This is a genomic window from Siccirubricoccus soli (genome assembly GCF_024178315.1).
Classification (GTDB): domain Bacteria; phylum Pseudomonadota; class Alphaproteobacteria; order Acetobacterales; family Acetobacteraceae; genus Siccirubricoccus; species Siccirubricoccus soli.
Genome location: NZ_JAMZIK010000054.1, coordinates 1 through 24189, shown reverse-complemented (window position 1 = coordinate 24189; position 24189 = coordinate 1). Strand labels below are relative to the sequence as shown.

The window sequence follows — 24189 nt, the reverse complement described above, 5'->3', positions numbered from 1 at the left end:
GCGGTGAGGGGGCCGGGACGGGGACGGCCCGCCTCCCCCGGGCCGGGGCGGGAAGGGCGGGTGCCGCCCGCGGCGCCTTGGCCCAGGCTGATACGCGGCAGCATCGCATGCGGGCGCGGCATGGCAAGCCGCCGAATTGCGGCCGGCCGATTCCCCACCGCCCCCGCCCGAGCTATAGCCATGGCGAATGCCGAACCGCTTCTCCTTCCTCACCCTGGCGCGTGAGGCGCTGCGCAGCCATGCCGGCTGGCGCCCGCAATGGCGCAGCCCGGAGCGGCCCCAGCCGGCCTATGACATCGTCATCCTGGGTGGCGGCGGCCATGGCCTGGCGACCGCCTACTATCTGGCGAAGGAGCATCGCGTCGGCCGCATCGCGGTGCTGGAGAAGGGCTGGATCGGCGGCGGCAATACCGGGCGCAACACCACCATCATCCGCAGCAACTACCTCTTCCCCGAAAGCGCCGCGCTCTACGACCACGCCGTGCGGCTCTGGGAAGGGCTTTCGGCCGAGCTGAACTACAATGTCATGTTCAGCCCACGCGGCGTGCTGATGCTGGCGCATGGCGAACACGATGTGCAGAGCCTGAAACGCCATGTCCATGCGAACCGGCTGGCCGGGGTGGACAATGAATGGCTGGCGCCAGCGGCGTGCAAGGCCTTCTGCCCGCCGCTCGATATCAGCCCGGCCATCCGCTACCCCGTGCTGGGCGGCGCGCTGCAGCGGCGCGGCGGCGTCGCGCGGCATGATGCCGTGGCCTGGGGCTACGCCCGTGCGGCCAGCGCACTGGGCGTGGACATCCTCGAGAATTGCGAGGTCACCGGCATTGCCCGCGATCCGCGGGGCGGAGCGGTGACCGGGGTGGAGACGAGCAAGGGCCATATCCGCTGCGGCAAGCTGGGCGTGGTCGCGGCGGGCTCCACCAGCCTGGTCATGGCCATGGCCGGGCTGCGCATGCCGCTGGAGAGCTTCCCGCTGCAGGCGCTGGTGAGCGAGCCGGTGAAGCCGGTCTTCCCTTGCGTCGCCATGTCCAACACCATCCACGCCTATGTCAGCCAGTCGGACAAGGGGGAGCTGGTGATCGGCGCCGGGACGGACCAGTACACCTCCTACTCCCAGGCCGGGAATGTGCAGATCCTGGAGCATACGCTGGAGGCGATCTGCGAGATCTTCCCGATCTTCCGCCGCATGCGCATGCTGCGCGCCTGGGGCGGGATCGTGGATGTCACGCCGGACCGCTCGCCGATCATCGGGACGACGTCGGTGCCGGGGTTGTATGTGAATTGCGGCTGGGGCACGGGCGGCTTCAAGGCGACGCCGGGCAGCGGCCATGTCTTCGCCGCCACCATCGCGCGGAGCGAGCCGCACCCGATCGCCGCGCCTTTCAGCCTGGACCGCTTCGTGACCGGCCGTGTCATCGACGAGGCGGCGGCGGCGGCGGTGATGCATTGAGCCCGCCTTTCGCTGCCTCGGTGGACGGAGCTTTCCCGGCGCCTTTGCGGCAATTCCGGGTGCTCAGGACGTCCCCGGAGGCGATGACGCGCAGGACGGTGTGGGGTCTCGGATGCTGCTGATCGCCTGCCCCTGGTGCGGCCCCCGGCCGGAGATGGAATTCCGCCATGCGGGTGAGGCCCATCTCGCGCGCCCCGCCGATCCCGCCGCCGTCTCCGACGCCGCCTGGGCCGCCTATCTGTACGAGCGCAGTAATCCGCGCGGCGAACACGCGGAACGCTGGCGCCACCTCCATGGCTGCGGCCGCTTCTTCAACGCCAGGCGCCACACGCTGACGGACCGCATCTCCGCCACCTATAAGCCGGGGGAGGCCCCATGAGGCTGCCGAGCGGCGGCCGCATCGACCGCAGCAAGCCCCTGCGCTTCACCTTCGACGGCCGCGCCTTCACCGGCTTCGCCGGCGATACCCTCGCCTCCGCCCTGCTCGCCAATGGCGTGCATCTGCTCGGCCGCAGCTTCAAGTATCACCGCCCGCGCGGCCTGCTCTCCGCCGGCGCGGAGGAACCCAACGCCCTGGTCGAGATCGACCGCGGCCCTGGACGGCGGGAGCCCAATACTCGCGCCACCATGGTGCCGCTGGTGGAGGGGCTGACGGCACGCAGCCAGAACCGCTTCCCCTCGCTGCGCTTCGACCTGGCGGCGCTGGCGAGCCTGGCCGCGCCGCTGCTGCCCGCGGGCTTCTACTACAAGACCTTCCTCGGCCCGGGCCGCGAGGCCTGGCACCGGCGCTGGGAGCCCCTGATCCGGCGCATGGCGGGCCTCGGCCGGGCGCCGGAGGCACCAGACCCGGACCGCTACGCGCATCGCTTTGCCCATTGCGAGACGCTCGTCATCGGCGCCGGCCGCGCCGGTATCGCCGCAGCGCTGGAAGCGGCCGAGGCCGGCGATCGCGTCATCCTCTGCGACGAGCAGATGGAGCCCGGCGGCCGCCTGCTGCTTTCGCCCGGGGAGGTGCCGGGCCTCGCCGCGCTCCGTGGCAACCTCCGCGTCACCCTGCTGCCGCGCACCACCGCCTTCCATTACGGGCTGCAGAATTTCGTTTCGCTCGCCGAGATCCTGGATCGTCCCGACGGCCTCCGCGAACGGCTCTGGCAGGTCCGGACCGCCAGGGTGGTTCTGGCGACCGGCGCGCTGGAACGCCCCCTGCCGTTCCGCGGCAACGACCGGCCAGGGGTGATGCTGGCCGATGCCGCCCGGGCCTATGCCGCTCGCTGGGCGGTGCTGCCGGGGCGGCAGGCGGTGCTGCTCGCCGCGCATGACAGCGGCTACGAGGCGGCCTTCGCCTTGCAGGATCGAGGCGCGCGCATCGCCGCCATCCTCGACCTCCGCGCCGCGCCGCCGCTGGCGGCGGCCGCCCGTGCCCGCGGCATCGAGGTGCGCGCCGCCCATGGCATCGCCGCCACGCGCGGCGGGCTGCGCGTGACGGGCGTGCTGGCCGCACCGCTGCGCCCGGATGGCAGCCCGGATGCCGCGCGCGCCACGCCCATCCCCTGCGACCTGGTGCTGATGGCGGGGGGCTGGACCCCGAACCTCGCCCTGTTCTCCCAGGCGCGCGGCCGGTTACGGTGGGACGAAGCCGCCGATGCCTTCCTGCCCGGCGAGGTCGCCGAGGCGCTCACCTGCGCCGGGGCCTGCGCCGCCGGGCGCGGACCGGGCCACCCCATTGCCGCCATCGCCGCCGGCGCGCTCACCGCCCGCCGCGCCTTCGTCGATCCGCAGAACGACGTCACCACGCGCGATATCGCGCTGGCCGTGCAGGAGGGTTTCCGCTCCATCGAGCATGTGAAGCGCTACACCACCACCGGCATGGCCACCGACCAGGGCAAGGTGGGCGGCATGCTGGGCCTCGCCACCGCCGCCGCGGCCAGCGGCCGGACGGTGCCGGAGACGGGGCACACCACCTTCCGCCCGCCCTATACGCCGCTCTCCTTCGGTACCCTGGCCGGGCGGCATCGCGGGCCGCTCTTCGACCCCATCCGCACCGCGCCCAGCCATGGCTGGGCCGAGGCGCATGGCGCGGTGTTCGAGCCGGTGGGGCAGTGGCAGCGCGCCCGCGCCTATCCCAGGGCCGGGGAGGCGCTGCACGCCGCCGTCGCCCGCGAATGCCTCGCCGTGCGGCAGAAGGCCGGGCTGCTGGACGCCTCCACCCTCGGCAAGATCGAGATCGTGGGTCCCGATGCCGCCGAGTTCCTCGAACGCTGCTACGTCAACGCCGTCCACTCGCTGCGCCCCGGACGCTGCCGCTACGCGCTGCTGCTGCGGGAGGACGGGTTCCTGTTCGATGACGGCGTCCTCGCCCGCCTGGCGGAGGACCGCTTCCACCTGACGACCACCACCGGCGGCGCCGCCCGCGTGCTGCATCTGCTGGAGGATTACGCCCAGACCGAATTCCCGGCGCTGCGGGTCTTCCTCACCTCCACCACCGAGCATTGGGGCGTCGCCGCCCTGCAAGGCCCGGCGGCGCGGGAGATGCTGGCGCCGCTGGTCCGCGGCTGCGAGCTTGCCGCCCTGCCGCATATGACGGTGGCGGAGGCGGAGGTGATGGGCATCCCCGCCCGCCTCTTCCGCGTCAGCTTCACCGGCGAGCTCGGCTACGAGATCAACCTCCCCGCCGACCGTCTGCCGGAGCTGTGGGAGGCGCTGATCGCGGCCGGCGCCACCCCCTACGGCACCGACGCCATGCACGTGCTGCGGGCCGAGAAGGGCTACGTGATTGTGGGACAGGAGACGGACGGCACGGTGACGCCGCTCGATCTCGGCCTGGGCTGGGTGATCGGGAAGGCGAAGCGGGACTTCATCGGCAAGCGCAGCCTGGCGCGGGCGGAGATGCAGCGGCCGGACCGGCGGCAGCTCGTCGGGCTGGCGCCGCTGGAGGGGCGGGCGCCGGAGGAAGGGGCGCAGCTTCTCGCCAGGCCGGGGGCAAGGGAGGCGGAGGGGCATGTCACCTCCGCCTATGCCAGCGCCGCGCTGGGGCGGCCCATCGCGCTGGGCCTGCTGGCCCGGGGCCGGGCGCGGCATGGCGAGACGGTGCTGGCGACGCGGCTGGACGGCCCGCCGCAGCCCCTGCAGATCGTGCCGCCCGTCTTCTGGGACCCGGAGGGCAAGCGCCTGCATGGTTGAGATCGCGCCCCTGCCTTCGCTTTATCGCTACGTCCTGCGCGGCGATGCCACGCCGCTGGCGGCGCTGGGCCTGGAGGCGCCGCTGCTGCTGCGGGCCGCCTCTGGCGGGGGGGCGCATGTGCTGGCCCTGGGCCCCGACGAATGGTGGGTCCTGGCGGAGGCGCCGTTGACCTGGCCCGGCAGGGCCTGGGCGACCGAGATCTCCGCCGGCCGTGCTGGCGTCAGCCTCTCCGGCCCAGGTGCGCCGCTGCTGCTGGCGGAGGGCTGCCCGCTTGACCTGGAGCAGTTCCCGCCCGGCACCTGCACCCGCACCCTGTTCGGCAAGGTGGAGATCCTGCTCTGGCGCCGGGCCGAGGCGCGCTGGCATGTCGAGACGGCTCGGTCCTTCGCCCTGCACCTCACGGCCCATCTGGCGGAAGCCCGGGCCGATTTGCAGGCCTGACTCAGACCGGGGTCCGGGGCCAGGTCCTGGCCCCGGCGGGGGTGCAGGGGGCAGAGGTCCCCTGCCGGGGGGATAGGGGCAGAGCCCCCTGAACCGTCGCCACTGCGTCGCGTTTGCCAGGCATGAACCGCCCCGGTTGCCTCGCCTTCGGCCTGTTCCTGCTGGCAGCGCCTGCCCTGGCGCAACCGCCCCAGCCGCGCCCGCCTGCGCCGGCCCCGGCGCCGCCGGAACAGCCCTCCGGCCCGCCCATTCCCGCGCCGCCCCAGACGGAGGGCGTGGTCCGCCCACCGCCGGCGGTGGACCCTGGCATCCACGCCCCGGCCCCGGCGCCGCAGCCCAACACCACCCCGGTGATTCCGCCCCCCGGCACCCCCGGCGGCGACCAGCGCCTCCAGCCCCGTTGACGTCGCCCCGCCCCGCCCGATGATGCGGGCGAGGGAGTGGGACGCAGATGGACGCATTGCAGGAGTGGATCGGCCGCAGCGAGGTGGTGGAGGATGAGGCGAGCCTCACCCTGCTCCGCCGCCTGGCGGCGCTGCTGGACCAGGACCCCATGGCGCTGCAGCGCGGCGCGCCGATGCCGGAGGGCTGGCATGTCGTGCTGTTCGGCCCGCTGGCGCGGCAGAGCGGTCTCGGCCCCGATGGCCATGCGGCGAAGGGCGAGTTCCTGCCCCCGGTGCCGCTGCCGCGCCGCATGTTCGCCGGCCGCCGCACCTGGTTCAACGCGCCCATCGCGATCGGCGCCGAGGTCCGGCGCGTCTCCCGCATCGCCGCCATCACCCCGAAGGAGGGGCGGAGCGGCAAGATGATCTTCGTCACCATCCGCCACGGCATCGAGAGCGAGGGGCGGGAATGCGTGGTGGAGGAGCAGGACCTGGTCTATCGCGACGCCGCCACCCCAGGCGCCAAGCCGGCCGAGGCGCCGCTGCCCGAACTGCCGGCGGATGCGGTACGGGAGAGCTTCACGCCGGACACCACGCTGCTGTTCCGCTACTCCGCTGCGACGAATAACGGCCACCGCATCCATTACGACGCGGACTATGCGCGGCAGGTGGAGGGCTACCCCGCGCTGGTGGTGAATGGCGGCATCACCACCACGAAGCTGACGGAGCTGGCGAAGCGCCTGCTGCCGGGGCCCGTCGCCAAGGTGACGACGCGGGCGGGGCGGCCGCTCTTCGTCGGGCGGGAGGTGACGCTGGCAGCGCAGCGGAAGGCGCCGGGCAAGCTGCGCCTCTGGGCGCTGGACGATGGCGGAAGGCTGGCCTTCGAGACGCTGGCGGAGTGCGCGGCATGACGAAAGGCCCGCTCTCCGGCATCAAGGTCCTCGACCTCACCGCTGTCGTCGTCGGCCCCTCCTGCACCCTGACGCTTGCCGAGCAGGGGGCGGAGATCATCAAGCTGGAGGCGCCCGAGGGCGACCTGCTGCGCAAGCTCGGCGGGCCGGCGCCCTCGCCGGACATGTCGCCCAAATTCATCCACTTCAACCGCGGCAAGCAGAGCATCGCCGTGGATCTGAAGACCGCGGCGGGGAAGGCGGTGCTGCTCCGCCTCGCCGAGCAGGCGGATGTGCTGGTGACGAATATGCGCGGCGCCGCGCTGGCCCGGCTCGGCATCACCTGGGAGGCGCTGAAGCCGCGCAATCCACGCCTCGTCTTCTGCGTCATCGCCGGCTTCGGCAAACGCGGCCGCTACCATGACAGCCCGGCCTACGACACCATCATCCAGGGCATGTCCGGCTTCGCCGCCGCGCTCGGCCGCGTGTTGGGGGAGCCGCGCTTCGCGCCCTTCGTGCTGTGCGACCACATCACCGGCATCATCGCCAGCCAGGCCATCACCGCCGCGCTCTTCGCGCGGGAGCGGAGCGGGGAGGGGCAGGAGATCGAGGTGCCCATGTATGAAAGCATGGCGCATTTCGTGCTGACGGAGCACATGTTCCGCCGCACCTTCGACAAGGCGGGCCCGACCGGCGACCCGCGGGTGATGAACCCGGACGCCAAGCCGATCCCGACCAAGGATGGCTATATCGCCGTCTCCGCCAACACCGATGCCCAGGCCTTCGCCTTCTTCGAGGCGATCGGGCGGCCGGAGCTGAGGGAGGATCCGCGCTTCAACAGCGTGGGCGCCCGCTTCCGCAATGTGGATGCCTATTTCACCCTGCGCGCGGAGGCGCTGCGGACGCGCACGACGGCAGAATGGGCCGTGGAGTTCCGCAAGCGGGAGATCCCGGCCATGCCCTTCAACACCATCGAGGGGCTGCTGGAGGACCCGCATCTCTGGGAGGTGGGGCTGCTGCGCGAGGAACGGCACCCGACGGAAGGGCCGATGACCGGGCTCGGGCGCCCCGTCACCTTCTCCGCCGCCGGGCCGGATGAGCTGAAACTCGCACCGCGGCTGTCCGAGGATGCCCGAGTGGTACTGGCGAAGGCCGGCTACAGCGAGGCGGAGATCGACAGCCTGCTCGGCAGCCGCGCGGTGCTGCCGCCGCCATGAGGCTGACGGCGATCGGCCATCTGGAAACGCCCTGGGCCACGCCCGGGGCGTGTCCGCGCAATGGCCGCCAGCCGGACCCGCTGCCGGAATGCTGCGCGGTGGTGACGCCGGCGTACCAGGACGGGTTGCTGGGGCTGGAGGGCTTCAGCCATCTGATCCTGCTCTACTGGATGCACCAGGCCCCACTGCCGAAGCTGCGCTTCACCCCACCCTTCGATGGGGAGGAGCGCGGCGTCTTCGCCACCCGCGCGCCCTTCCGGCCGAATCCGGTGGCGCTCTCGGTGGTGCGCTTCCTTGGCTTCGCTGCGCCCGGCGTGTTGCGCGTGCAGAACCTTGACTGTGTGAACGGGACGCCGCTGCTGGACATCAAGCCCTATTTGCCGAGCACGGATGCGGAGCCGGAGGCGAGCATGGGGTGGCTCGCGCCGCACCGGACGCCGCGGCCGGGATAGGTCGGCATGGGCGGCGGCTGGGGGGATTGGAGCTTTCTCAGGGCACCGGGAGCGTGGCTTGGGCCGCATGGCAGTCCCCGCCGGCATATGAGGTTGCATGGTCGCTTGGCATCATGTGGCTGGGCGGTGCGCTACTGCTGTTCATCGCGGCCGGCCTCAGTGCGCTCGATGCCTGGTGGTTCCTGCATGCGTCGGAACCGGCGGCGGCCAGGATCATCTCAGTCCGGCTGCAACCACCCAAGGGAAAGGCCCCGGAAAGCCGGGTGCTCAGCCTTTCGGTGGAACGCGGCTCGGCCGAGCCAATCCTCGCGGATTGGGCGTATCCTCGGACCCCGACATCGCCCCGCCTAAGGAAGGCATGTGGGTTCAAGTGCGGGTCCGGCCGGCGCCGCGGTTACGAGTGCAGCCGGACCGTCCTGCGGTGACCTGGGATGCAGCTCGATTCCTCGCTGGATTCAGCGGTATTGTGACAGTGTTCTCGCTCGTGGCGCTGGGCATCGCGGAACTCGTCACCCTGCGCGCAAGGGAACGCGCCGCACCCATCGCCAAGCCCATAAACCCAAGGCTTCCAAAGGCCCTTCGGCCTTTGGCGGGTGGAGCTTGAGGAGGGCAGAGCCCGCCTCAACCTTATCGCCCCGCGCGCGCCGAAGTCAGCGCCCGCCGGATATCCGCCTCGGCCGTCTCCAGCTCCTTCGTCGCCTGTGCCCGCTTCGCCTGCGCCTCCTGCGCGATCTTCAAACTGTCCTCGATCGTCGCCACCAGCGCCGCATTGGCCTGCTTCACTGCCTCGATATCGAAGACCCCGCGCTCAAGCTGGGTGCGCGCCTCCATGTTGCCCTGGCGCAGCCGCTCGGCATTCGCCGTCAGCAGCTCATTCGTCAGGTCGGTCGCTTCCTTCAGCGTGCGCCCGGCCTCCCGCATGCGGGAAATCGCCAGGGCCTGGGCAAGCTGCTGCCGCCAGAGCGGCACGGTATTGGCGATGACGCTCTGGATCTTCGCCGCCAGGGCCTTGTCGTTCTCCTGGATCAGCCGGATGGAGGGCAGGGCCTGCATCGCCACCTGCCGTGTCAGTCGCAGGTCATGGACCCGCCGCTCCAGCTCGTCCCGCGCCGCGCGCAGGTCGCGCAGCCGCTGCGCCGCGACGCTGTCGCCGCCCTCCACCTCCTTCGCCAGGGCGGGGATCGCCTCCTGCTCCACCCGCTTCAGGACCATGTCGCCGGCGGCGATGTGGTCGCCCAGCGCGTGGAACCAGTCGAGCGTCGCGCCGTAGAGCCGCTCCAGCTTCTCCACGTCTTCCAGCAGCCGGGTGCGGTGGGTGTCGAGCCGATCCGCCACCCCCTCCACCTGGCCCTTGATGGTTTCGTAGCGCTGTACCACTTTCGCCACCTCGGCGCCGGTGCGGCCGAAGATGCGGGCGAAGAAGCCCGGCCGCTCCGCCAGGCCCGACATGTCGAAGCCGCGCAGCGTGCCGATGAGGGTGGAGAGGGTGACGCCGGCCTCGCCGGCTTCCCGGTTGCGCGCGCCTTCCAGCATGGCGTCGGCGGCGGCCGTCGCGCGGTTCTGCGCCTCCTGCCCGAAGCGCAGGATGTTGCCCGGCTCGGTGATGTCGAGCCGCGCCGCCAGCGCCTCCACCTCCGCCCGGCGGCGCTCCGGCACGGTCTCGGCGGCGGCGGCCAGGCTGGCGGCGGCCGCGTCGCGCGCGGCCTCGGCCGGGGCCAGGGTCTCTTGGGTGGTGCTCATCGGAAGCCTTCCTCGCGCAGCCGGTCGGAGAGGACCTTCACCTGGATCTCCAGATTCTCGGTCTCGTGACGCCGCAATGTCTCGCGCAGTTCCCCGGCGGCGCGGGTCAGCTCCGCCAGCAACGGATCCAGGGTCGCCGGCGGGGTGGCGCCGGCCGCGAGCCGGCCGGTGATGCGCTCCAACCCGTCCAGATGCACGGCAAGAAAGCGGCGGGCCTGGGGCAGCCGGTCCGGATGCGCGTCCAGATCATCCAGCACGCCCCCCATGGCGGAGGCCACGTCGCGCAGCCCCGGCACCTGCAGCCGCGCCGCCTCGTCCTGCACCCGCGCCAGCCGGGCGCGGCTCTCCGCCACCGGGCTGGGCGGCTCGGGGGGCGGGGGCGGCTCCGGGGCTGGCGCCTCGGGCAGCGCCCGGTAGCTCAGCCGCGTGCCGTAGAGCGCGCCGAGGGCCAGGATGAAGGGGAAGATCGACCCCAGATCCGCGGCGTAATGCGCGGCCAGCCCCGTCGCCACCGCCACCAGCCAGGAGGCGCGGCGGATATCGCCCTCCCGCCCCCGCCGCAGCACGCGAGCGGCCAGCAGGGTCAGACCGAAGCCGAGGGCGCTGCCGAGGGCGATCTTCTCCTCGCCGCCGATGGCGCCGAGCAGCCCGGAGAGCAACAGGGGGGAGGCAAAGATCGGCAGCCCATAGCCGCGCCACCGGCCGCGCAGGCCGATCCAGGCGCCGAGCACGCGCTGCGGCATCAGTCGAACAGGCCGATGACGGCCTGCACCACGGCAATCGTGCCGGTCAGCCAGAGTGTTGCTGTCAGCAGGGCGCTGCCCCAGGCCCAGACCAGCGGGGTGTGCAGCGGGGCAGGGGGCGGAGAATCGGGCAGGTTGCGGGTCTCGCTCACGCGCCGTTAGATCGCGGCGCGACTGGCGCGGATCAAGCGCATGTCGCGCAAGGAATCGTGAAAGAGGGAAGGGGCGGGGATGGAACGCATCGCGGTGGTGGGCGCCGGGCTGATCGGCCGGGCCTGGTCCATGGTCTTCGCCCGGGCGGGGCTGGAGGTCCGGCTCTGGGACAAGGTGGATGGGGTGGCGGAGCGGGCCATGGGCCTCATCGCCAACAGCCTCGCCGACCTCCACGCCGCCGGGCTGGTGCAGGAGACGCTGGCGGCGATCGCCGCCCGCATCACCCCCGCCGCCACCCTGGCGGAGTGCGTCGCCGGCGCGAAGCATGTGCAGGAGAACGGGCCGGAGCGGCTGGCGCCCAAGCAGGAGCTCTTCGCCGAGCTGGACCGGCTCTGCCCGCAGGAGGTGGTGCTGGCCAGCTCCACCTCCGGCATCCCGGCCAGCGAGTTCACCGGCAACCTCGCCGGCCGCGGCCGCTGCCTCGTCGCCCATCCGGTGAACCCCCCCTATCTGGTGCCGCTGGTGGAACTGGTGGGAGCGCCCTGGACCGACCCCGCCGTGGTCTCCCGCACCCGCGCGCTGATGGGGCGCGTCGGTCAGGTGCCGGTGGTGGCCTTCAAGGAGACGCGCGGCTTCGTCCTCAACCGCCTGCAGGCGGCGCTGGTGGCGGAGGCCTTCCGCATGGTGCGCGACGGGGTGATGTCGCCCGAGGATGTGGACCGCTGCGTGAAGGACGGGCTCGGCCTGCGCTGGTCCTTCATGGGGCCCTTCGAGACCATCGACCTCAACGCCCCGGGCGGCGTTGCCGATTACGCCGACCGCTTCGGCCCGCTGATGGGCGGCATCACCGTGGAGCAGACACCCTACGACTACGACGCCCCGACGGTGGGAAAGGTAACGGAAGAGCGCCGCGCCGTCCTGCCGCTTGAGAAGATCGAGGATCGCAGCGCCTGGCGCGACCGGCGGCTGATGGCGCTGATCGCCCATAAGCGCAGTCAGGAAGGGTAGGACCATGCAGGCGATCGACGCGCTGCTGCGGGCGGCGGTGGAGCGGGGCGACGTGGTCGGCATCGCCGCCGCGGCGGGCAATGCGGCCAGCACGCTGTATGAAGGCGCAGCGGGCTCGCGCGGCAGCGGCCAGCCGATGGCGCCGGACACGGTGGGCTGGCTCGCCTCCATGACCAAGGCGATCACCACCGTGGCGGTGCTGCAGCAGGTGGAGGCGGGGCGGCTCTCCCTGGATGCGCCGATCGCCGAGGTGCTGCCGGCGCTGGCCAGGCCCATGGTGCTGGAAGGCAGGTCGCTGCGCCCGGCGAAGGGCGCCATCACCTTGCGCCAGCTCCTCACCCATACCAGCGGCTTCGGCTACAATATGTGGCATGCCGATCTGGCCGCCTACATGGCGAAGGAGGGTATCCCGCCCGTCGCCTCCTGCCGGCTGCGGGCGCTGGAGGCGCCGCTGGTGGCGGACCCCGGCACGGCCTGGAATTACGGCATCGGCATCGACTGGGCCGGCCAAGCGGCCGAGGCGGTCACCGGCAAGACGCTGGATGCGCTGATCCGGGAAGGCGTGACCGGCCCGCTCGGCATGACCGACACGGTGTTCCGCCTCGGCCCCGTGCAGCGGGCGAAGCTGAGCGCCATGCACAAGCGGGAGGCGGATGGCCGGCTGACGCCGATCCCCTTCGAGATGCCGCAGGAGCCCGAATTCTTCATGGGCGGCGGCGGGCTCTACGGCACGGCGCGGGATTATCTCCGGTTCTGCCGCATGTGGCTGAACCACGGCATGCTGGACGGCGCGCAGGTGCTGCGGCCGGAGACGGTGGCGGAGGCAATGCGCGACCATCTCGGGCCGCTCGCCGTGCAGCAGATGGTGACGGCGGTGCCGGAGGCCTCCTATGACGTGCCGCTGTTTCCCGGCATGCGTTGCGGCTGGGGCCTCTCCTTTCTGGTGAATGACGAGGTGGGGCCGGATGGCCGGAGCGCCGGCAGCGTGTTCTGGGCCGGGCTGTCCAACTGCTATTACTGGATCGACCCGAAGCGCGACCGGGCCGGCGTGATCGTGACCCAGAGCCTGCCCTTCGCCGATCCCCGCGTGCTGGCCGTGCTCGCCGCCTTCGAGCGCGCCATCTACGCCTGAGAGCACCTGCCGAACCCTGCGGCGGATGCCCCCGCCCTGCGTGCCCGGCCTCTCAGGCCGGGCCGGTTGCGCCGCTCAGCGGCGGCGGGCGCCCGGGGCGTTGGGGGCATCGCTGCGCAGCACCACGGGCAGCGGCGCCGGGGCTTCCGCCACCTGCTCGAAGCGGATGCCGCGGCGCATGGGCAGGCCGGCGAAGACGGCGCCGCCCTCCGCATCCGGCCGGTTGTGGATGAAGCCATAGGTGGCGTAGGTGCGGCCGAACACGCTGGAATCGTGCCCGACCTGGACCTTCACCGCCGTCCAGTCATTCCGTTCGGAGACATCGACCACGGCGACATTGTGCATCACCGTGCCGCGGCGGATGCCGGGGCCGGCCCAATTGGCGTGGTCGATCAGCACCTCCCGCGGGCCGATCACCTGGCGCACCACGGCGACATGGCCGCGGGACATGCCGCCCGCGCTGCGGAAGGCCATCACCGAGCCGGGCTCCGGCCGCTGGTCGCGGGCGTAGAGGCCGGCGGCGTTGTGCCACCATTCGCCGCCATTGCCGGTGATCGCCATGCCGGTGACGGCGCGGGCGTAGGGGACGCAGGAGATGCCGCCCCAGCCGCCGGCGGAGGTGCGCCGCGGGGCATTGTAGGCCACCCGCACCACATGCCGGCGCTGCACCGCCGGGCGGTGCGGGGCGTGGCTGGCGGGCCGGGCACTGGCTGTCGAACTCCGCTGGGATGCCGCTTCGGCGCCGGGCGCGGACGCCGCCGCCCCGAGCAGGACGCAAAACACCAGGGTGGAGCTCTTCATGCGCATGCCGGACCCAGTTCGTTGTTGCCGCCCTCGCGACGCCGTGAGCGCCACTCTGAAATCCGGCGTAACAAGGCGTGGCCGGGGTCGACAACCCGAGACGGGTGCAATGAACCGCCGCCTTATGTGATTTGTTGATTTGGCGGCGGCTTCGGCAGCACGAAGCGGAGAGTAATCCTAGGTTGCGTGTCAAAAAAGATGTACGCCACGGTGTGGCGGCAGGAATGCCACGCTCCGTGTAGAATCGGGCGGCGGGTCTTCAAGGCAAGAATTGTGGAGGCTTGTAAATCGTTTGTTACTGCAGCAGCTTCGGAAGCGTGACGAGCAGGCGGCTGGGTCGGGGCCCCGCGGTGCCGGCATGGGCGATACGGGGCCGGCCGGTGCGAGGCGCTTCCGCAGCCCGGCCGGAGACGGCCCCTGCAGCGGCCTCCGCCCCGTCAGAGCGAGACATCCGACCAGATGATCCACCTGATCGGAGGCCGCTCTACGGCCTGTTAGGGAATGGGCCTCGGGTCGGTCCGGCGGGTCTTTTTCGCGCCGGGGGCGTCGGTCGGCCCGCCAAGGCAACCAGCCTTGGCTGCGCCGCCCTCCTGCCCAGCACCAAAAACCCTCGCCAGCCCTCCGCCTCACCCATTCCCTAACAGGCCTTAGAGCATGCTGCGTTCGCTTGCGCTCACGCAGCATGCTCTAGGCCGTTGTTTTGCGAGCATCTTCACGCGTTCAGATGATTCCATCTGAACGCGATCTGCTCTAGTGTCCTGATCCCGAAGTCCTGCGGACGTCGTTCTCAGGCCACCAACCATTGTCTTCAGTGGCCCGCCGATCCGCTGCGTTCACGTGAGATCCCACGGACTTCGCGGGCAGGACACTGGGACCTGCCTCAGCGGCAGGCGTTGACCATGATCTCCACCAGATGGCGCGGATCGGCCATGTTCGCCTGCACGCAGGCGCGCGCCGGCCGGCCGGCATCGCCCAGCCACTCCACCCACACCTTGTTCATGGCGTCGCGGTCGCGGATGTCCTTCAGCCAGATCTGGGCGTTCAGCAGCCGCGTCTTGTCCGTGCCGTTCGCCTCCAGCGCCGCGTCGATCTTGGCGATCACTTCGCGGGTCTGGCCGGTGATGTCCTTCGACAGGTCATCGGCCGTCATGCCGGCCAGGAAGACGAAATTATGGTACTCGACCGAGCTTGAGAGAATGGCATTGCTGCCCTGGCGGGTGATCTTGGCCATGCTGTTGACTCCTCCGTTGCGGACGACGCCCGCTTCTAGCCCGCCCCTGCCGCGACTGGGAACAGGCTTCCTGCTGCCATGCCGCCGGGCGGCAGGGCGGCCCGGCACGCCGGGCCGGGGATCCTACCCGACCGCATGGCTGCTGCCGGAGGCGGCGGCCCCCTTCATCGCGTCGAACACCGCGATGCCGTGCACCGCATCCTCCAGCGGCAGCGGATAGGCCGGGCCGCCGGCGACCGCGGCGGCGAAGGCGGCAAGCTCCGCCGCCTCGATATCCGTCTTCGGGAAATCCCGGATCCAGCCCTGGCCCTTCAGCGGGGTGAAGACCAGCTGCTCCTGCCCCCGCATCTCGAGGATCGCCGCGGTGCCGAACAGCGCCACCCGCCAGTAGCGCGGCGAGAGCGAGAGGGTGGCGAAATTGCAGGTGGCGCCGGAGACGAAGCGCGCCAGCATCGCCGTGGTGTCGTCCACATGGGAGGAGAGGCGGGCGAAGCTCTCCACCTTCACCGCGGCGAAGGGACCCATCAGGTTGATCAGCATGTCGATCATGTGGATGCCCATGGCGCCCATGCCGCCGAGCGGGCTTTCCTCCCGGTCCGCCCGCCACATCCCTTCCTGCCACTCGAAGGCGCCAGGGCCGCTGATATGGCCTTCCGCATGCGTCACCGTGCCGAGCGCGCCTTCCGCCAGCAGCCGCTTCATCTCCAGCGTGGCGGGCAGGAAGCGGCGGTTATGGCCGAGGGCGAGCACCACGCCGGCCTTGGCACAGGCGGCCACCGCCGCCTCGGCGCTGGCCTTGGACAGGGTGAAGGGCTTCTCCACGAAGACATGCTTGCCCGCCGCCGCGGCGGCGATGATCTGCTCGGCATGCTGGGAATGCGGCGTGGCGAGGACCACCGCCTGCACCTCAGGGTCGGCCAGCACGGCGGCATAATCGGGCAGCAGGCGGATGCCCTTGGCCGCGGCCCAGGCTGCGGCCTTGGCCGGGGTGCGGGTGGCGCCAGCGACGAAGCGCAGCCCGGCATCGTTCCTACCCTGGACGCTCTCCACCAGCACCTGGCCCCAGCGGCCCATCCCCACGATCGCGGCCTGCAGCATCCGATGTTCCCCTCTCGGAAAGGGCGGGAGAGTGCGACGGGGCGGGCGGAGGGGCAAGGTGGCGAAGGGGCGGGGGGGGATATCGTCCGGCGCACCTGCAGGAGGCTTGGCAGCGGGCACCGCCTGTCTCCCATCTCGGCCCGGGCCCGTGACCGGGCTGGACAGGGTCGCACGGCCTGGCACCGCCATAGAGAGGCGCGGACCGGGGCGGGTGCATGTGCCTGGGCCCACGCCGCGGGCACCGGCCGCCACATGACCACGCCCGGCCGCAGCGGGGCGCCATGCATGGCGCTCACCCGGCCGGGCGTGTGTCGTCAAGGGCGGCGCCCGGGCTGGGCGCCACCCGCGAGCCTTACCGGCCGGAGACCGGCACGTAGTCGCGCTGGGTCGCGCCGCTGTAGATCTGCCGCGGCCGGCCGATGCGCTGCGACGGATCCTCGATCAGCTCCTTCCACTGGCTCACCCAGCCGACGGTGCGCGCCACGGCGAACAGCACGGTGAACATGCTGGTCGGGATGCCCATCGCCTTCAGGATGATGCCCGAGTAGAAATCGACGTTCGGGTAGAGCTTGCGGGAGACGAAGTAGTCGTCCTCCAGCGCGATCCGCTCCATCTCCATCGCCATGTCGAGCAGCGGCTCGTCCTTGATGCCGAGCTCGGCCAGCACCTCGTGGCAGGTCTCCTTCATGATCTTCGCGCGCGGGTCGAAGTTCTTGTAGACCCGGTGGCCGAAGCCCATGAGCTTGGTGTGGGAGTTCTTGTCCTTCACCTCGCGGATGAACTGCGGGATGTTCTCCGGCGTGCCGATCTCGGCCAGCATCTTCAGCACGGCCTCGTTGGCGCCGCCATGGGACGGGCCCCAGAGGGCGGCGATGCCGGCCGCGATGCAGGCGAAGGGATTGGCGCCGGTGGAACCGGCGAGGCGCACGGTGGAGGTGGAGGCGTTCTGCTCATGGTCGGCGTGTAGGACCAAGATGCGGTCCATGGCGCGCGACAGGATCGGGTTGTTCTTCCAGGGCTCCGCCGGCACGGCGTTGAGCATGTAGAGGAAATTCTCCGCGTAGCTCAAATCGTTCCGCGGATACATGAAGGGCTGGCCGATCGAGTACTTGTAGGCCCAGGCGGCGATGGTCGGCACCTTGGCGATCAGCCGGAAGGCCGCGATCTCGCGCTGCCGGGCATCGTTGATGTCGAGGTTGTCGTGATAGAAGGCCGCCAGCGCGCCGACCACGCCGCAAAGGATCGCCATCGGGTGGGCATCGCGGCGGAAGCCGTCGAAGAACCGCCGGATCTGCTCGTGCAGCATGGTGTGGTAGGTGACGTTCTTGCGGAATTCATCGAGCTGCGTCGCATTCGGCAGCTCGCCTTCCAGCAGCAGATAGGCCACCTCGATGAAGTCGGACTTCTCGGCGAGCTGCTCGATCGGATAGCCGCGGTAAAGCAGCACGCCGGCATCGCCGTCGATATAGGTGATCTTGCTCTCGCAGCTCGCGGTCGCGCCGTAGCCGGGATCGTAGGTGAAGATGCCGAGCTCGCCATAGAGCTTGCGGATGTCCACCGTCTGCGGCCCGATGGAGCCGGAGAGCAGCGGCAGGGTGGCGCTGCGGTTGGAGCCATCGAGCGTGATGGTGACGGTGGGCTTCGCCCCGCCTGATGCCGTGCTGCTCATGGTCTGATCCTCAGGTGTTGCGGCTTCGCACGCGGCGGCGCCGGGATGGTGCAATGCAAGATAGAGACGCCCCTTGGCGCTTGGCAACGCGGCGGGGACGAAGCGTGAACCCGGCGCAGGCGGGCAGCGTCAGCGCCGGCCGCGCCAACTTTCGGGCGGCGTCGCCTCCGGCGCCCAGAGGCCGCGCCGCGCCTGCCGCGCCGCCGCCTCCACCGGGACGAGGGCCGAGCCGGATTCGGCGAGCGCCCAGCCGGCAGCGATCTGGGAGGCGTTGAGTTCCACCCCGCCGGCACGGCAACTGCCGAAGCCGCGGCCCATGCGGTCGCGCCCCTGGACACGGCATTCCACCCCGCGCCCGGCGATCAGCCCTGCCAGGCTCTCCGCCGCCAGCCCGGCGCAATCCGCCAACCGCCCGGCGGCGTCGCGGCAGCTGGCGCGGCCGCGATCCGGCACGTCCAGCGCCGCCAGGCGCAGCACGCGGTCGCCGAGGCGGAGCGTGTCGCCATCCAGCACCCGCACCTCGCCCGGGCCGGCCGCCCAAAGCTGGTCGCGCGGGGCGGAGCCGAACAGGTCGCCGGGGATGGCCACCGCGATCGTGACGGCGCCAAGCGCCGCCAGGGCGCCAACGGCAAAGGTTCCCCAGCGGCGGGGGGAGGGGGCGGGGCGGAAGATGCGGCGCGGACGCATGAAAGAGGCCTAACGCGGTCCGAGGGTCGGCGGCAACCCCTGTTCGCGATCGCGTGAGCCTTGATTCTACTGCACTTCAGACCTCGGGCCAGAAAGCCGGCGCAAGCTTCAGATTCGCCCAGGCCTCGAGGGCGTGCTTCCGCGCCGGGCGGGCGCGGGCCGCTGCCCAGCCCTCCACCGCCCCCACGGCCCAGCCCGGCACCGTCCCGCCGAGACTCGCCACCAGGGCGCGCGCCACCGCGGCATCGTTGGCGAGGCCGAGCGCCTCCTGCAGCGCCGCCAGCCGGCGGAGGAAGCGCCGCGCCGGCTTGCCGGGCCAAAGCGGGGCGAACAATTCAGCTGCATAGCGCAGCCGCTTGGCATCGAGGCGCATCTCGTGCAGCGCCTCCGGCCCATGCGCCGCGATCTCCTCCCCCGCCGCGGCCAGCTTGGCCCAGCGACGGTCGAGCAGCGGCGCGGCGAATTCGCCGAGCGGAGTCTCGGGCAGCAGGCGGGGCTTCTCCCCCTCCGGCTGCGGCGCGCGCCAGGGGCGCAGCAGCAGCAGGCCGAGTCCGTGTAGCACCAGCAGGCGGAAGCCGGGCCCGTCCAGCGCCTGGCGCAGCGCGGCATAGGCCGCCTGGCGCCGCGCCTCGGCGGCCTTCAGCAAGGCAGCGAGGCGCTTGTCCCCGGGGAAGGCCTCGGCCACCGCCGCGCCCTGGCCGAGCAGGAAGACATCCCAGTCCCGCGCCGGGCCCAGCTTGTCGGCCAGCGCCTTCAGGCCCTGGTCGAATTCCTCGGCCGGGCTGCCGCGCAGCGCCGGGCGCAGCACCTTCAGCACGGAGCGCAGCCGGCGCAGCGCGACGCGGAGCTGGTGCACCCCCTCCGGCCCCGCCTCCGCCCGGCAGAGCGGGGCGTGGTGCAGCATCACTTCCAGCAATTGGCCGAGGGCGGCGAGGAAGGCTTCCTCCACGGTCCGCGCCTGGCCGAGATCCGGCGCGCCCAGCCAGCGGGGCCGCGGTGCCTCGCCCCGGGCCAGGGCGCGGCCGGCTTCCGGCAGGCTGACGGTGGCGGGCAGCAGCGGCAGGTCGGCGGTGAGCTGGCGGGCCAGGGCCAGCACCGCCTCCGCCGGGCCGCGCAGCAGCAGCCGGGCGATTGGCGCCTCATCCGCCACCGCCCGAAGCTTGCCGAGGCGGAGCGTGGCGGTGACCGGACCCTCCGCCAGGGCGAGCGGGATCTGGCTCCGCCGGCCGCTGAAGGCGGCGACCGGCACCAGCGTGGCGTCCGGCAGCTTCAGCACCGCTTCCTCCACCGCGGGGCAGCCGGGCATGGCGGGCAGCGCGGAGTCGGGCAGGCTGCGCAGCAGCCGGCGCGGCCCGCGCTGCGGCGCTTCCAGCGCCAGCCCGTCCTCCGCCAGGGCGCCCTTGGCGCTGTCCAGCCAGATCAGCTCCTCCGCCCCGCCCCGGCTGCGCCCGGCGCGGTGGCTGGCGATCACCGGGTGGCGGGAGAGACGCTGCGCCGTCCCGGGCTCCAGGGCGAATTCCAGGGCGAGGCCGGGTTCGGCCACCTCGGGGGGCGGCGGCGGTGAGTCGGATTCGCTGGCCTCGGATGCAGGGTCGAAGGCGGTCACGCCGGCAGCTCCGCAGGCAACAGGTCGCGCGGCGCGAGGAAGCGGACCAGCCGGCCGCCCCCCGGCTCCAGCCGGTCCCAGCCGGCGGCGATGGTGAATTCCGCCAGCGCCCCGGTCGGGTAGCCTTCGGCCAGGCGCTTCAGGTCGCCGCCCGGGCTGCCGGCGGCGGCGGCGCCGGCCAGCGCCAGGGCCAGTTCATGCAGCCCGGGATTATGGCCGATCAGCAGCAGGCTGCGCGCGGTGGGCGGGGCGGTGCGGATGGCGTCCAGCAATTGCTGCCATGGGGCGAGGTAGAGCGCATCCATCGGCTCGACCAGCGCACCGCCCTCGAAGGGCGTCAGGGCTTCCAGGGTCTGCAGCGTGCGGCGGGCGGAGGAGACGAGGACGACATCCGGGGCGAGCCCGAGATCGCGCATCGCCTGAGCCATCGCCGCCGCGGCCCGGCGCCCGCGCGCATTGAGCGGCCGGGCGTGGTCCGAGAGGCCCGGATCGTCCCAGGAGGATTTCGCATGGCGAAGCAGCAGGAGCTGGCGCATCTGCGCCATGGTGCCACGGCCCGGCCGGCTTGTCCTGTCCTCCGCCTGGAATTCGCGCCACGCGGCGAGGCGATGGTGGCGGCCCTTTCCCTGCCTGCCCCCCCGCCCCATCTGGCGGCGACGGCGTTGCCGGGGCGGCGCCCGCCCGGGCAGGCGCAAACGCCGGACTGCATGGCTTCCGGGCGGTATCTGCCCGGCCGGGCACATGTCGGAGCAGGAACGAGGATGCCGCGGATGGGGAAGGCGATGGCGAAGCAGCACGGGACGAGCCGGCCAGGAGGGCCGGCCGCATCGGCGCGCCCCCGGCCCGCCGCTGCGGCAGGGCCCCGTCCCCTCTGGCGAGGCCGGGTGGCGTGAGGCGGCGCAGCCTGCTGGCGGCGCCGCTGCTCTGGCCCGCGCTGCGCCCGGCCGCCTTGCGCGCGCTGCCGGCCGGGCTGCGCTTCCGCATCATGCGGGAGGGCAGCGCCATCGGCGAGCACCGGGTGAGCTTCGCCGAGACGGGCGGCCGGCTGACGGCGCTGACCGAGGTGGCGATCCAGGTGAAGCTGATGGGCATTACCGTCTTCCGCTTCCAGCACCGCTTCGAGGAGGCCTGGGCCGGCGGGCGGCTGCGCTTCTGCACCTCCCGCCTCGAGCGGCAGGGCAGGGTGACGGAGATGGCGGCGCGGGAGGAGGGCGGGGCGCTGCTGGTGCAGGGGCCGGAGAGCGCGTTGCGCCTGCCGGCGGAGGCGGCGCCGCTCTCCTGGTGGGACCCGGCGCGCTTCGATGGCCGGCCGCTCTTCGCCAATGACACGGGCAAGCTGCTGCGGCTGCAGGTGGCCCGCACGCCCCTGCCGGGCGGCGGCGTGCGCTGCCGCGTCAGCGGCGAGGAGGAGAGCGCGGCGAGCTATGGGCCGGACGGCACCTGGCTGGACTGGACCCACAAGGCGGAGGATGGCAGCACCGTGACCTATGAGCGGCTGGGCTGACCCCCCCCCGGGGCCGCGCCCGGAGGCAGGCGCAGCCGCCTGCCGGGTCGCGCCTGCTGCGTTCCGCGGCGCCTGGCTTGGCGCTGATGCCCGGTCTCGACGGCAGCCCAGGCGGGTCAGGCGCCTTCGCCGGCGCGGCCAGGACGGCGGCGGGCGCCGGCCGCCGCAATGGCGCCATCCATCGGGTGGCCGCGCAGCAACGGAAGGTGACGCGCCGCCTGCTCGATCTCGCCACCAAGCCGTGGCGGCCGGAACGCCGGCGGCCTTCGGCGCCTTCTGGTGGGCGCTGGTGACGGAACGCGGCACGACGGCCGGGCAGTGCCGCGGCCCGGCCGGCACTGGACAAGCGGGGCGCCTTCCGGAAGCCTCGCCGTCCGGGCCGGTCCCGGCCGGGCGGTGCCTGGCCGGGGCGGCCGGCCCGTTCAGCAGCAGGCCGGCGCAGCCGCCGCACATCCGGCTGCGCGGCGGCTGCGCCGTGCGGAGACCTCCATGCCCGCGGATGCGGATGACGGCTATGCCCGGGAATCGCCCTATATCGTCACCTTCCAGGCCGATCACGGCCCGGCCTATCTACAGCTTGCCGCGGCGCTGGCTGGCCTCGCCTGGACCCCGCCGCGCGACTCGCTCCGGCTGATCGACCTCGGCTGCGGCCGCGGCGCCGCCGCCCTGGCGCTGGCCGCCGCCAATCCGGGCTGGCAGGTGACCGGCGTGGACTACATGCGAGAGCATGTGGCGGAGGCGGAGGCCCTCGTGGCCGAGGCGGGACTTGGCAATGCACGCTTCCTGCCCCTCGACCTGTCCGCCCTGGACGCGACAGCGCTCGCCAGCTTGCCGGAAGCCGATGTGGTCATCGTCCATGGCCTCTGGAGCTGGGTCTCGGACGCGGTGCGGGCAGGGGTGCTGCAGGTGCTGCGGCACCGCCTGAAGCCCGGTGGCCTCGCCATGGTCAGCTACAATGCGGCGCTGGGCTGGGCCGGGGACCTCGCCATGGCGCCGCTCATCCGCAGCCTGGCCGCCGGCCTGCCGGGCGGGCCGGAGGCGCGGGTGGCACAGGCGGTGGAGCAGGCCCTGGCGCTGCAGGCGGCGGGCGCGCCGGGCCTGGCCCATTCCACCAAGCTGCGCCGCTATGCCGGGGAGGGCGGGGCGGCGCGCATCGCCCGGGACGCCGCCTATCTGGCGCATGAGTTCCTGAACGTGAATTGGCGCCCCTGCCTACCGCATGAGGTCGCCGCCGCCATGGCCGGGGCGGGGCTCGGCTTCCTCGGCCAGGCGCGGCTCTGGGCGCGCATGCCGGCGCTCAACCTCACCCCGGCGCAGCAGGCGGCGCTGGCCGCGCCGCCGGCCGGGCTGGCGCCGAAGGCGTTGTGGGACGGGTTCGAGACGGCGGCGCTGCGGCGCGACATCTTCCTCCGCCCGGGGCCGGGCGCGGCGCCGGCGGAATCGCCCGAGGCCGCGCTGGCCGGGCTGCGCCTTGCCCTCTGCGCCCGGCCCGCCCGGCCGGAGATCGGCATCCGCAGCGCGCATGGCGCGATGAAGCTGCCGGAGGCGGTCGTGCCGCCGCTGCTTGCCGCGCTGGAGGCGGGGCCGCGCCGCCTGTCGGAGCTGTCCTCCCTTGCCGGCGGCGTGGTGGGGATGGCGGAGCTCGCCATCCTGCTGGTGGCGAGCGGCGTCTGCGCGCCGGCCTGGCGGGAGGCGGTGGCGCCTGCCGACCGCGCCCGGGCGCTGCGCTTCAGCCAGGCGGCGCTGCGCCGCTGGGGTGGGGAGCTGAGCGCGGCTGGGCATCGCTTCGGCCTGGCGGTGCCGCTGCTGGGCGGGGCGATCCCGCTCACCCCGACCGAGGCCAGGCTGGCGCTGCGCCTCGCCGCCCGGCCGGGCAGCCCGGCCCAGCTCGCTGCCGCCTTGCTGCCGCCGGATGCGCCGGCGGCGCGGCGGGCGGCGGCGGAGGGCTTCGTGCGGGAGACGCTGGCGGATCGGGGGGCCGCCTGGCGGGCGATGGGGCTGGTGGGGTGAGGTTGGGGGGCTTCGCCCCCGATGCCCCTGGGCAGAGGGCGCTGCCCTCTGCACTCCCGCCGGGGCCAGGACCTGGCCCCGGACCCCGGTCGGAGTTTGGACCCGTCGGTTGAACTGGCCAACTCATACCGGGGTCCGGGGGTGCAGGGGGCAGCGCCCCCTGCCGGAGCCCCCGCCAGGCCTGGACAGCCCGCCCATCCCCTGCCGCAATGCGGCAGCGAAGGAGAGATTGCCATGGCCTACGACTATGAATGGATGCGGCTGACCGCCGAGGAGCTGCGGGCCCGCGCGGCGGAGGACGCCCTCGTCATCATCCCCGTCGCCTCGCTGGAGCAGCACGGGCCGCATCTGGCGACCGGCGTGGACATCATCCTCGGCACCGGCGTCGCCCATGCCACGGCCGAGCGCATCGCCGCCGCCGGCCGGCCCGTGGTTGTGACCCCCTGCGTCTGGTCCGGCCTCGCCGAGCACCACATGGATTTCGGCGGCACCGTCACCCTGGACTATGCCAGCTTCGCCGGCGTGCTGCGCGGCATCACCCGCTCCGCCGTGCGGCACGGCTTCAGGCGGGTGATGCTGCTGAACGGCCATGGCGGCAATGCCGAGGCGGTGGCGGTCGCGGCCACCGAATTCTCGGTGGAGTTCGGCGTGAAGGTCGCCGGCGGCACCTATTGGCATGTGGTGCCGGAGGTGATCGGCCCGCTGCTGGAGCGCCAGGGCGGGCTGATGCATGCCTGCGAGGCGGAGACCAGCATGATCATGCATCTCCGCCCCGAAAGCGTGCGGATGGAGC

At 72.6% G+C, this 24189-nt stretch carries 24 protein-coding genes; 14 read left to right on the top strand and 10 right to left on the bottom strand.

Translation table 11 applies throughout. The features are described from left to right. Positions 1–187 precede the first annotated feature (187 nt). From NJ376_RS09110 to tsaA, 8 genes are all read left to right on the top strand, one after another. On the top strand, positions 188–1450 hold the full coding sequence (locus NJ376_RS09110) for a sarcosine oxidase subunit beta family protein (protein WP_252952931.1): 1263 nt from the start codon (positions 188–190) through the stop codon (positions 1448–1450). A gap of 112 nt (positions 1451–1562) precedes the next feature. Beyond that, positions 1563–1829, top strand: coding sequence for a sarcosine oxidase subunit delta (locus NJ376_RS09105; protein ID WP_252952930.1), 267 nt, complete (start codon positions 1563–1565; stop codon positions 1827–1829). Then, on the top strand, positions 1826–4630 hold the full coding sequence (locus NJ376_RS09100; RefSeq protein ID WP_252952929.1) for a 2Fe-2S iron-sulfur cluster-binding protein: 2805 nt from the start codon (positions 1826–1828) through the stop codon (positions 4628–4630). The genes NJ376_RS09105 and NJ376_RS09100 overlap by 4 nt, the downstream gene beginning before the upstream one ends. Then, positions 4623–5072 carry a sarcosine oxidase subunit gamma gene (locus NJ376_RS09095; RefSeq protein ID WP_252952928.1) on the top strand — a complete coding sequence of 150 codons (450 nt, stop codon included), beginning with the start codon at positions 4623–4625 and terminating at the stop codon, positions 5070–5072. Before NJ376_RS09100 ends, NJ376_RS09095 begins: the two co-directional genes overlap by 8 nt. Positions 5073–5194: 122 nt before the next feature. After that, positions 5195–5476: a hypothetical protein gene (locus NJ376_RS09090; protein WP_252952927.1), complete on the top strand. Its 282-nt coding sequence runs from the start codon at positions 5195–5197 to the stop codon at positions 5474–5476. Between the two features lie 47 nt (positions 5477–5523). Continuing rightward, positions 5524–6366, top strand: a complete 843-nt coding sequence (locus NJ376_RS09085) for an FAS1-like dehydratase domain-containing protein (RefSeq protein WP_252952926.1) — start codon at positions 5524–5526, stop codon at positions 6364–6366. Next, positions 6363–7562, top strand: coding sequence for a CaiB/BaiF CoA transferase family protein (locus tag NJ376_RS09080; protein WP_252952925.1), 1200 nt, complete (start codon positions 6363–6365; stop codon positions 7560–7562). The genes NJ376_RS09085 and NJ376_RS09080 overlap by 4 nt, the downstream gene beginning before the upstream one ends. Then, positions 7559–8014 carry a tRNA (N6-threonylcarbamoyladenosine(37)-N6)-methyltransferase TrmO gene (gene tsaA, locus NJ376_RS09075; protein WP_252952924.1) on the top strand — a complete coding sequence of 152 codons (456 nt, stop codon included), beginning with the start codon at positions 7559–7561 and terminating at the stop codon, positions 8012–8014. The genes NJ376_RS09080 and tsaA overlap by 4 nt, the downstream gene beginning before the upstream one ends. Before the next feature lie 627 nt (positions 8015–8641). Here the strand turns inward: tsaA and NJ376_RS09070 are convergent. Genes NJ376_RS09070 through NJ376_RS09060 form a run of 3 tightly spaced genes read right to left on the bottom strand, consistent with a single transcriptional unit; the run spans position 8642 to position 10649 of the window. Then, positions 8642–9754 (bottom strand): toxic anion resistance protein, encoded by a 1113-nt coding sequence (locus tag NJ376_RS09070; protein ID WP_252952923.1) that lies wholly within the window; start codon positions 9752–9754, stop codon positions 8642–8644. Then, on the bottom strand, positions 9751–10497 hold the full coding sequence (locus tag NJ376_RS09065) for a hypothetical protein (RefSeq protein ID WP_252952922.1): 747 nt from the start codon (positions 10495–10497) through the stop codon (positions 9751–9753). Before NJ376_RS09065 ends, NJ376_RS09070 begins: the two co-directional genes overlap by 4 nt. Further along, entirely contained in the window at positions 10497–10649 is a 153-nt protein-coding gene (locus NJ376_RS09060) for a hypothetical protein (protein ID WP_252952921.1), read from the bottom strand. Before NJ376_RS09060 ends, NJ376_RS09065 begins: the two co-directional genes overlap by 1 nt. 79 nt (positions 10650–10728) lie before the next feature. On the opposite strand from NJ376_RS09060, the gene NJ376_RS09055 reads away from it, so the two are divergent. Both NJ376_RS09055 and NJ376_RS09050 read left to right on the top strand, forming a co-directional pair. Next, positions 10729–11658: a 3-hydroxyacyl-CoA dehydrogenase gene (locus NJ376_RS09055; RefSeq protein ID WP_252952920.1), complete on the top strand. Its 930-nt coding sequence runs from the start codon at positions 10729–10731 to the stop codon at positions 11656–11658. A 4-nt stretch (positions 11659–11662) separates the two neighbouring features. Further along, positions 11663–12790 carry a serine hydrolase domain-containing protein gene (locus NJ376_RS09050; protein WP_252952919.1) on the top strand — a complete coding sequence of 376 codons (1128 nt, stop codon included), beginning with the start codon at positions 11663–11665 and terminating at the stop codon, positions 12788–12790. Positions 12791–12865: 75 nt separating this feature from the next. Here NJ376_RS09050 and NJ376_RS09045 read toward each other — a convergent pair whose 3' ends face one another. The 7 genes from NJ376_RS09045 to NJ376_RS09015 all read right to left on the bottom strand — a co-directional run bounded on the left by NJ376_RS09045 (position 12866) and on the right by NJ376_RS09015 (position 20427). Then, a complete protein-coding gene (locus NJ376_RS09045) occupies positions 12866–13597 on the bottom strand; it encodes a CHAP domain-containing protein (protein WP_252952918.1) in 732 nt (243 codons plus the stop codon). Positions 13598–14471: 874 nt separating this feature from the next. Next, entirely contained in the window at positions 14472–14822 is a 351-nt protein-coding gene (locus tag NJ376_RS09040) for a RidA family protein (protein ID WP_252952917.1), read from the bottom strand. 123 nt (positions 14823–14945) lie between these two features. Beyond that, a complete protein-coding gene (locus NJ376_RS09035) occupies positions 14946–15920 on the bottom strand; it encodes a Gfo/Idh/MocA family protein (RefSeq protein WP_252952916.1) in 975 nt (324 codons plus the stop codon). A gap of 352 nt (positions 15921–16272) precedes the next feature. Continuing rightward, positions 16273–17589 carry a citrate synthase gene (gene gltA, locus NJ376_RS09030; protein ID WP_252952915.1) on the bottom strand — a complete coding sequence of 439 codons (1317 nt, stop codon included), beginning with the start codon at positions 17587–17589 and terminating at the stop codon, positions 16273–16275. Positions 17590–17718: 129 nt separating this feature from the next. Continuing rightward, complete coding sequence (locus NJ376_RS09025; RefSeq protein ID WP_252952914.1) at positions 17719–18276, bottom strand: thermonuclease family protein; 558 nt, start codon at positions 18274–18276, stop codon at positions 17719–17721. Between the two features lie 76 nt (positions 18277–18352). Beyond that, entirely contained in the window at positions 18353–19882 is a 1530-nt protein-coding gene (locus tag NJ376_RS09020) for a CYTH and CHAD domain-containing protein (protein WP_252952913.1), read from the bottom strand. Further along, entirely contained in the window at positions 19879–20427 is a 549-nt protein-coding gene (locus NJ376_RS09015) for a SixA phosphatase family protein (RefSeq protein ID WP_252952912.1), read from the bottom strand. Before NJ376_RS09015 ends, NJ376_RS09020 begins: the two co-directional genes overlap by 4 nt. Before the next feature lie 344 nt (positions 20428–20771). Here NJ376_RS09015 and NJ376_RS09010 point away from each other — a divergent pair, with 344 nt between their 5' ends. The 4 genes from NJ376_RS09010 to NJ376_RS08990 all read left to right on the top strand — a co-directional run. Next, positions 20772–21386 (top strand): DUF6134 family protein, encoded by a 615-nt coding sequence (locus tag NJ376_RS09010; RefSeq protein ID WP_252952911.1) that lies wholly within the window; start codon positions 20772–20774, stop codon positions 21384–21386. Between the two features lie 77 nt (positions 21387–21463). Continuing rightward, a complete protein-coding gene (locus tag NJ376_RS09005; RefSeq protein WP_252952910.1) occupies positions 21464–21679 on the top strand; it encodes a hypothetical protein in 216 nt (71 codons plus the stop codon). Positions 21680–21875: 196 nt separating this feature from the next. After that, the gene (locus NJ376_RS28975) at positions 21876–23396 is read left to right on the top strand and encodes a class I SAM-dependent methyltransferase (protein WP_305879969.1); all 1521 of its coding nucleotides are present in this window, start codon (positions 21876–21878) and stop codon (positions 23394–23396) included. 234 nt (positions 23397–23630) lie between these two features. Beyond that, on the top strand, positions 23631–24189 hold a 559-nt coding region (locus NJ376_RS08990), incomplete at its 3' end, for a creatininase family protein (RefSeq protein WP_252952909.1).

Bases quoted from the DNA above. Each gene is read 5' to 3' on its own strand.
- NJ376_RS09050 (WP_252952919.1), top strand. From the start codon at position 11,663: ATGCAGGCGATCGACGCGCTGCTGCGGGCGGCGGTGGAGCGGGGCGAC.
- NJ376_RS09085 (WP_252952926.1), top strand. From the start codon at position 5,524: ATGGACGCATTGCAGGAGTGGATCGGCCGCAGCGAGGTGGTGGAGGAT.
- tsaA (WP_252952924.1), top strand. From the start codon at position 7,559: ATGAGGCTGACGGCGATCGGCCATCTGGAAACGCCCTGGGCCACGCCC.
- gltA (WP_252952915.1), bottom strand. From the start codon at position 17,589: ATGAGCAGCACGGCATCAGGCGGGGCGAAGCCCACCGTCACCATCACG.
- NJ376_RS09015 (WP_252952912.1), bottom strand. From the start codon at position 20,427: ATGGCGCAGATGCGCCAGCTCCTGCTGCTTCGCCATGCGAAATCCTCC.
- NJ376_RS09090 (WP_252952927.1), top strand. From the start codon at position 5,195: ATGAACCGCCCCGGTTGCCTCGCCTTCGGCCTGTTCCTGCTGGCAGCG.
- NJ376_RS09040 (WP_252952917.1), bottom strand. From the start codon at position 14,822: ATGGCCAAGATCACCCGCCAGGGCAGCAATGCCATTCTCTCAAGCTCG.
- NJ376_RS09065 (WP_252952922.1), bottom strand. From the start codon at position 10,497: ATGCCGCAGCGCGTGCTCGGCGCCTGGATCGGCCTGCGCGGCCGGTGG.
- NJ376_RS09025 (WP_252952914.1), bottom strand. From the start codon at position 18,276: ATGCGTCCGCGCCGCATCTTCCGCCCCGCCCCCTCCCCCCGCCGCTGG.
- NJ376_RS09095 (WP_252952928.1), top strand. From the start codon at position 4,623: ATGGTTGAGATCGCGCCCCTGCCTTCGCTTTATCGCTACGTCCTGCGC.
- NJ376_RS09045 (WP_252952918.1), bottom strand. From the start codon at position 13,597: ATGCGCATGAAGAGCTCCACCCTGGTGTTTTGCGTCCTGCTCGGGGCG.
- NJ376_RS09035 (WP_252952916.1), bottom strand. From the start codon at position 15,920: ATGCTGCAGGCCGCGATCGTGGGGATGGGCCGCTGGGGCCAGGTGCTG.
- NJ376_RS09070 (WP_252952923.1), bottom strand. From the start codon at position 9,754: ATGAGCACCACCCAAGAGACCCTGGCCCCGGCCGAGGCCGCGCGCGAC.
- NJ376_RS09100 (WP_252952929.1), top strand. From the start codon at position 1,826: ATGAGGCTGCCGAGCGGCGGCCGCATCGACCGCAGCAAGCCCCTGCGC.
- NJ376_RS28975 (WP_305879969.1), top strand. From the start codon at position 21,876: ATGCCCGCGGATGCGGATGACGGCTATGCCCGGGAATCGCCCTATATC.
- NJ376_RS09110 (WP_252952931.1), top strand. From the start codon at position 188: ATGCCGAACCGCTTCTCCTTCCTCACCCTGGCGCGTGAGGCGCTGCGC.
- NJ376_RS09105 (WP_252952930.1), top strand. From the start codon at position 1,563: ATGCTGCTGATCGCCTGCCCCTGGTGCGGCCCCCGGCCGGAGATGGAA.
- NJ376_RS09080 (WP_252952925.1), top strand. From the start codon at position 6,363: ATGACGAAAGGCCCGCTCTCCGGCATCAAGGTCCTCGACCTCACCGCT.
- NJ376_RS09055 (WP_252952920.1), top strand. From the start codon at position 10,729: ATGGAACGCATCGCGGTGGTGGGCGCCGGGCTGATCGGCCGGGCCTGG.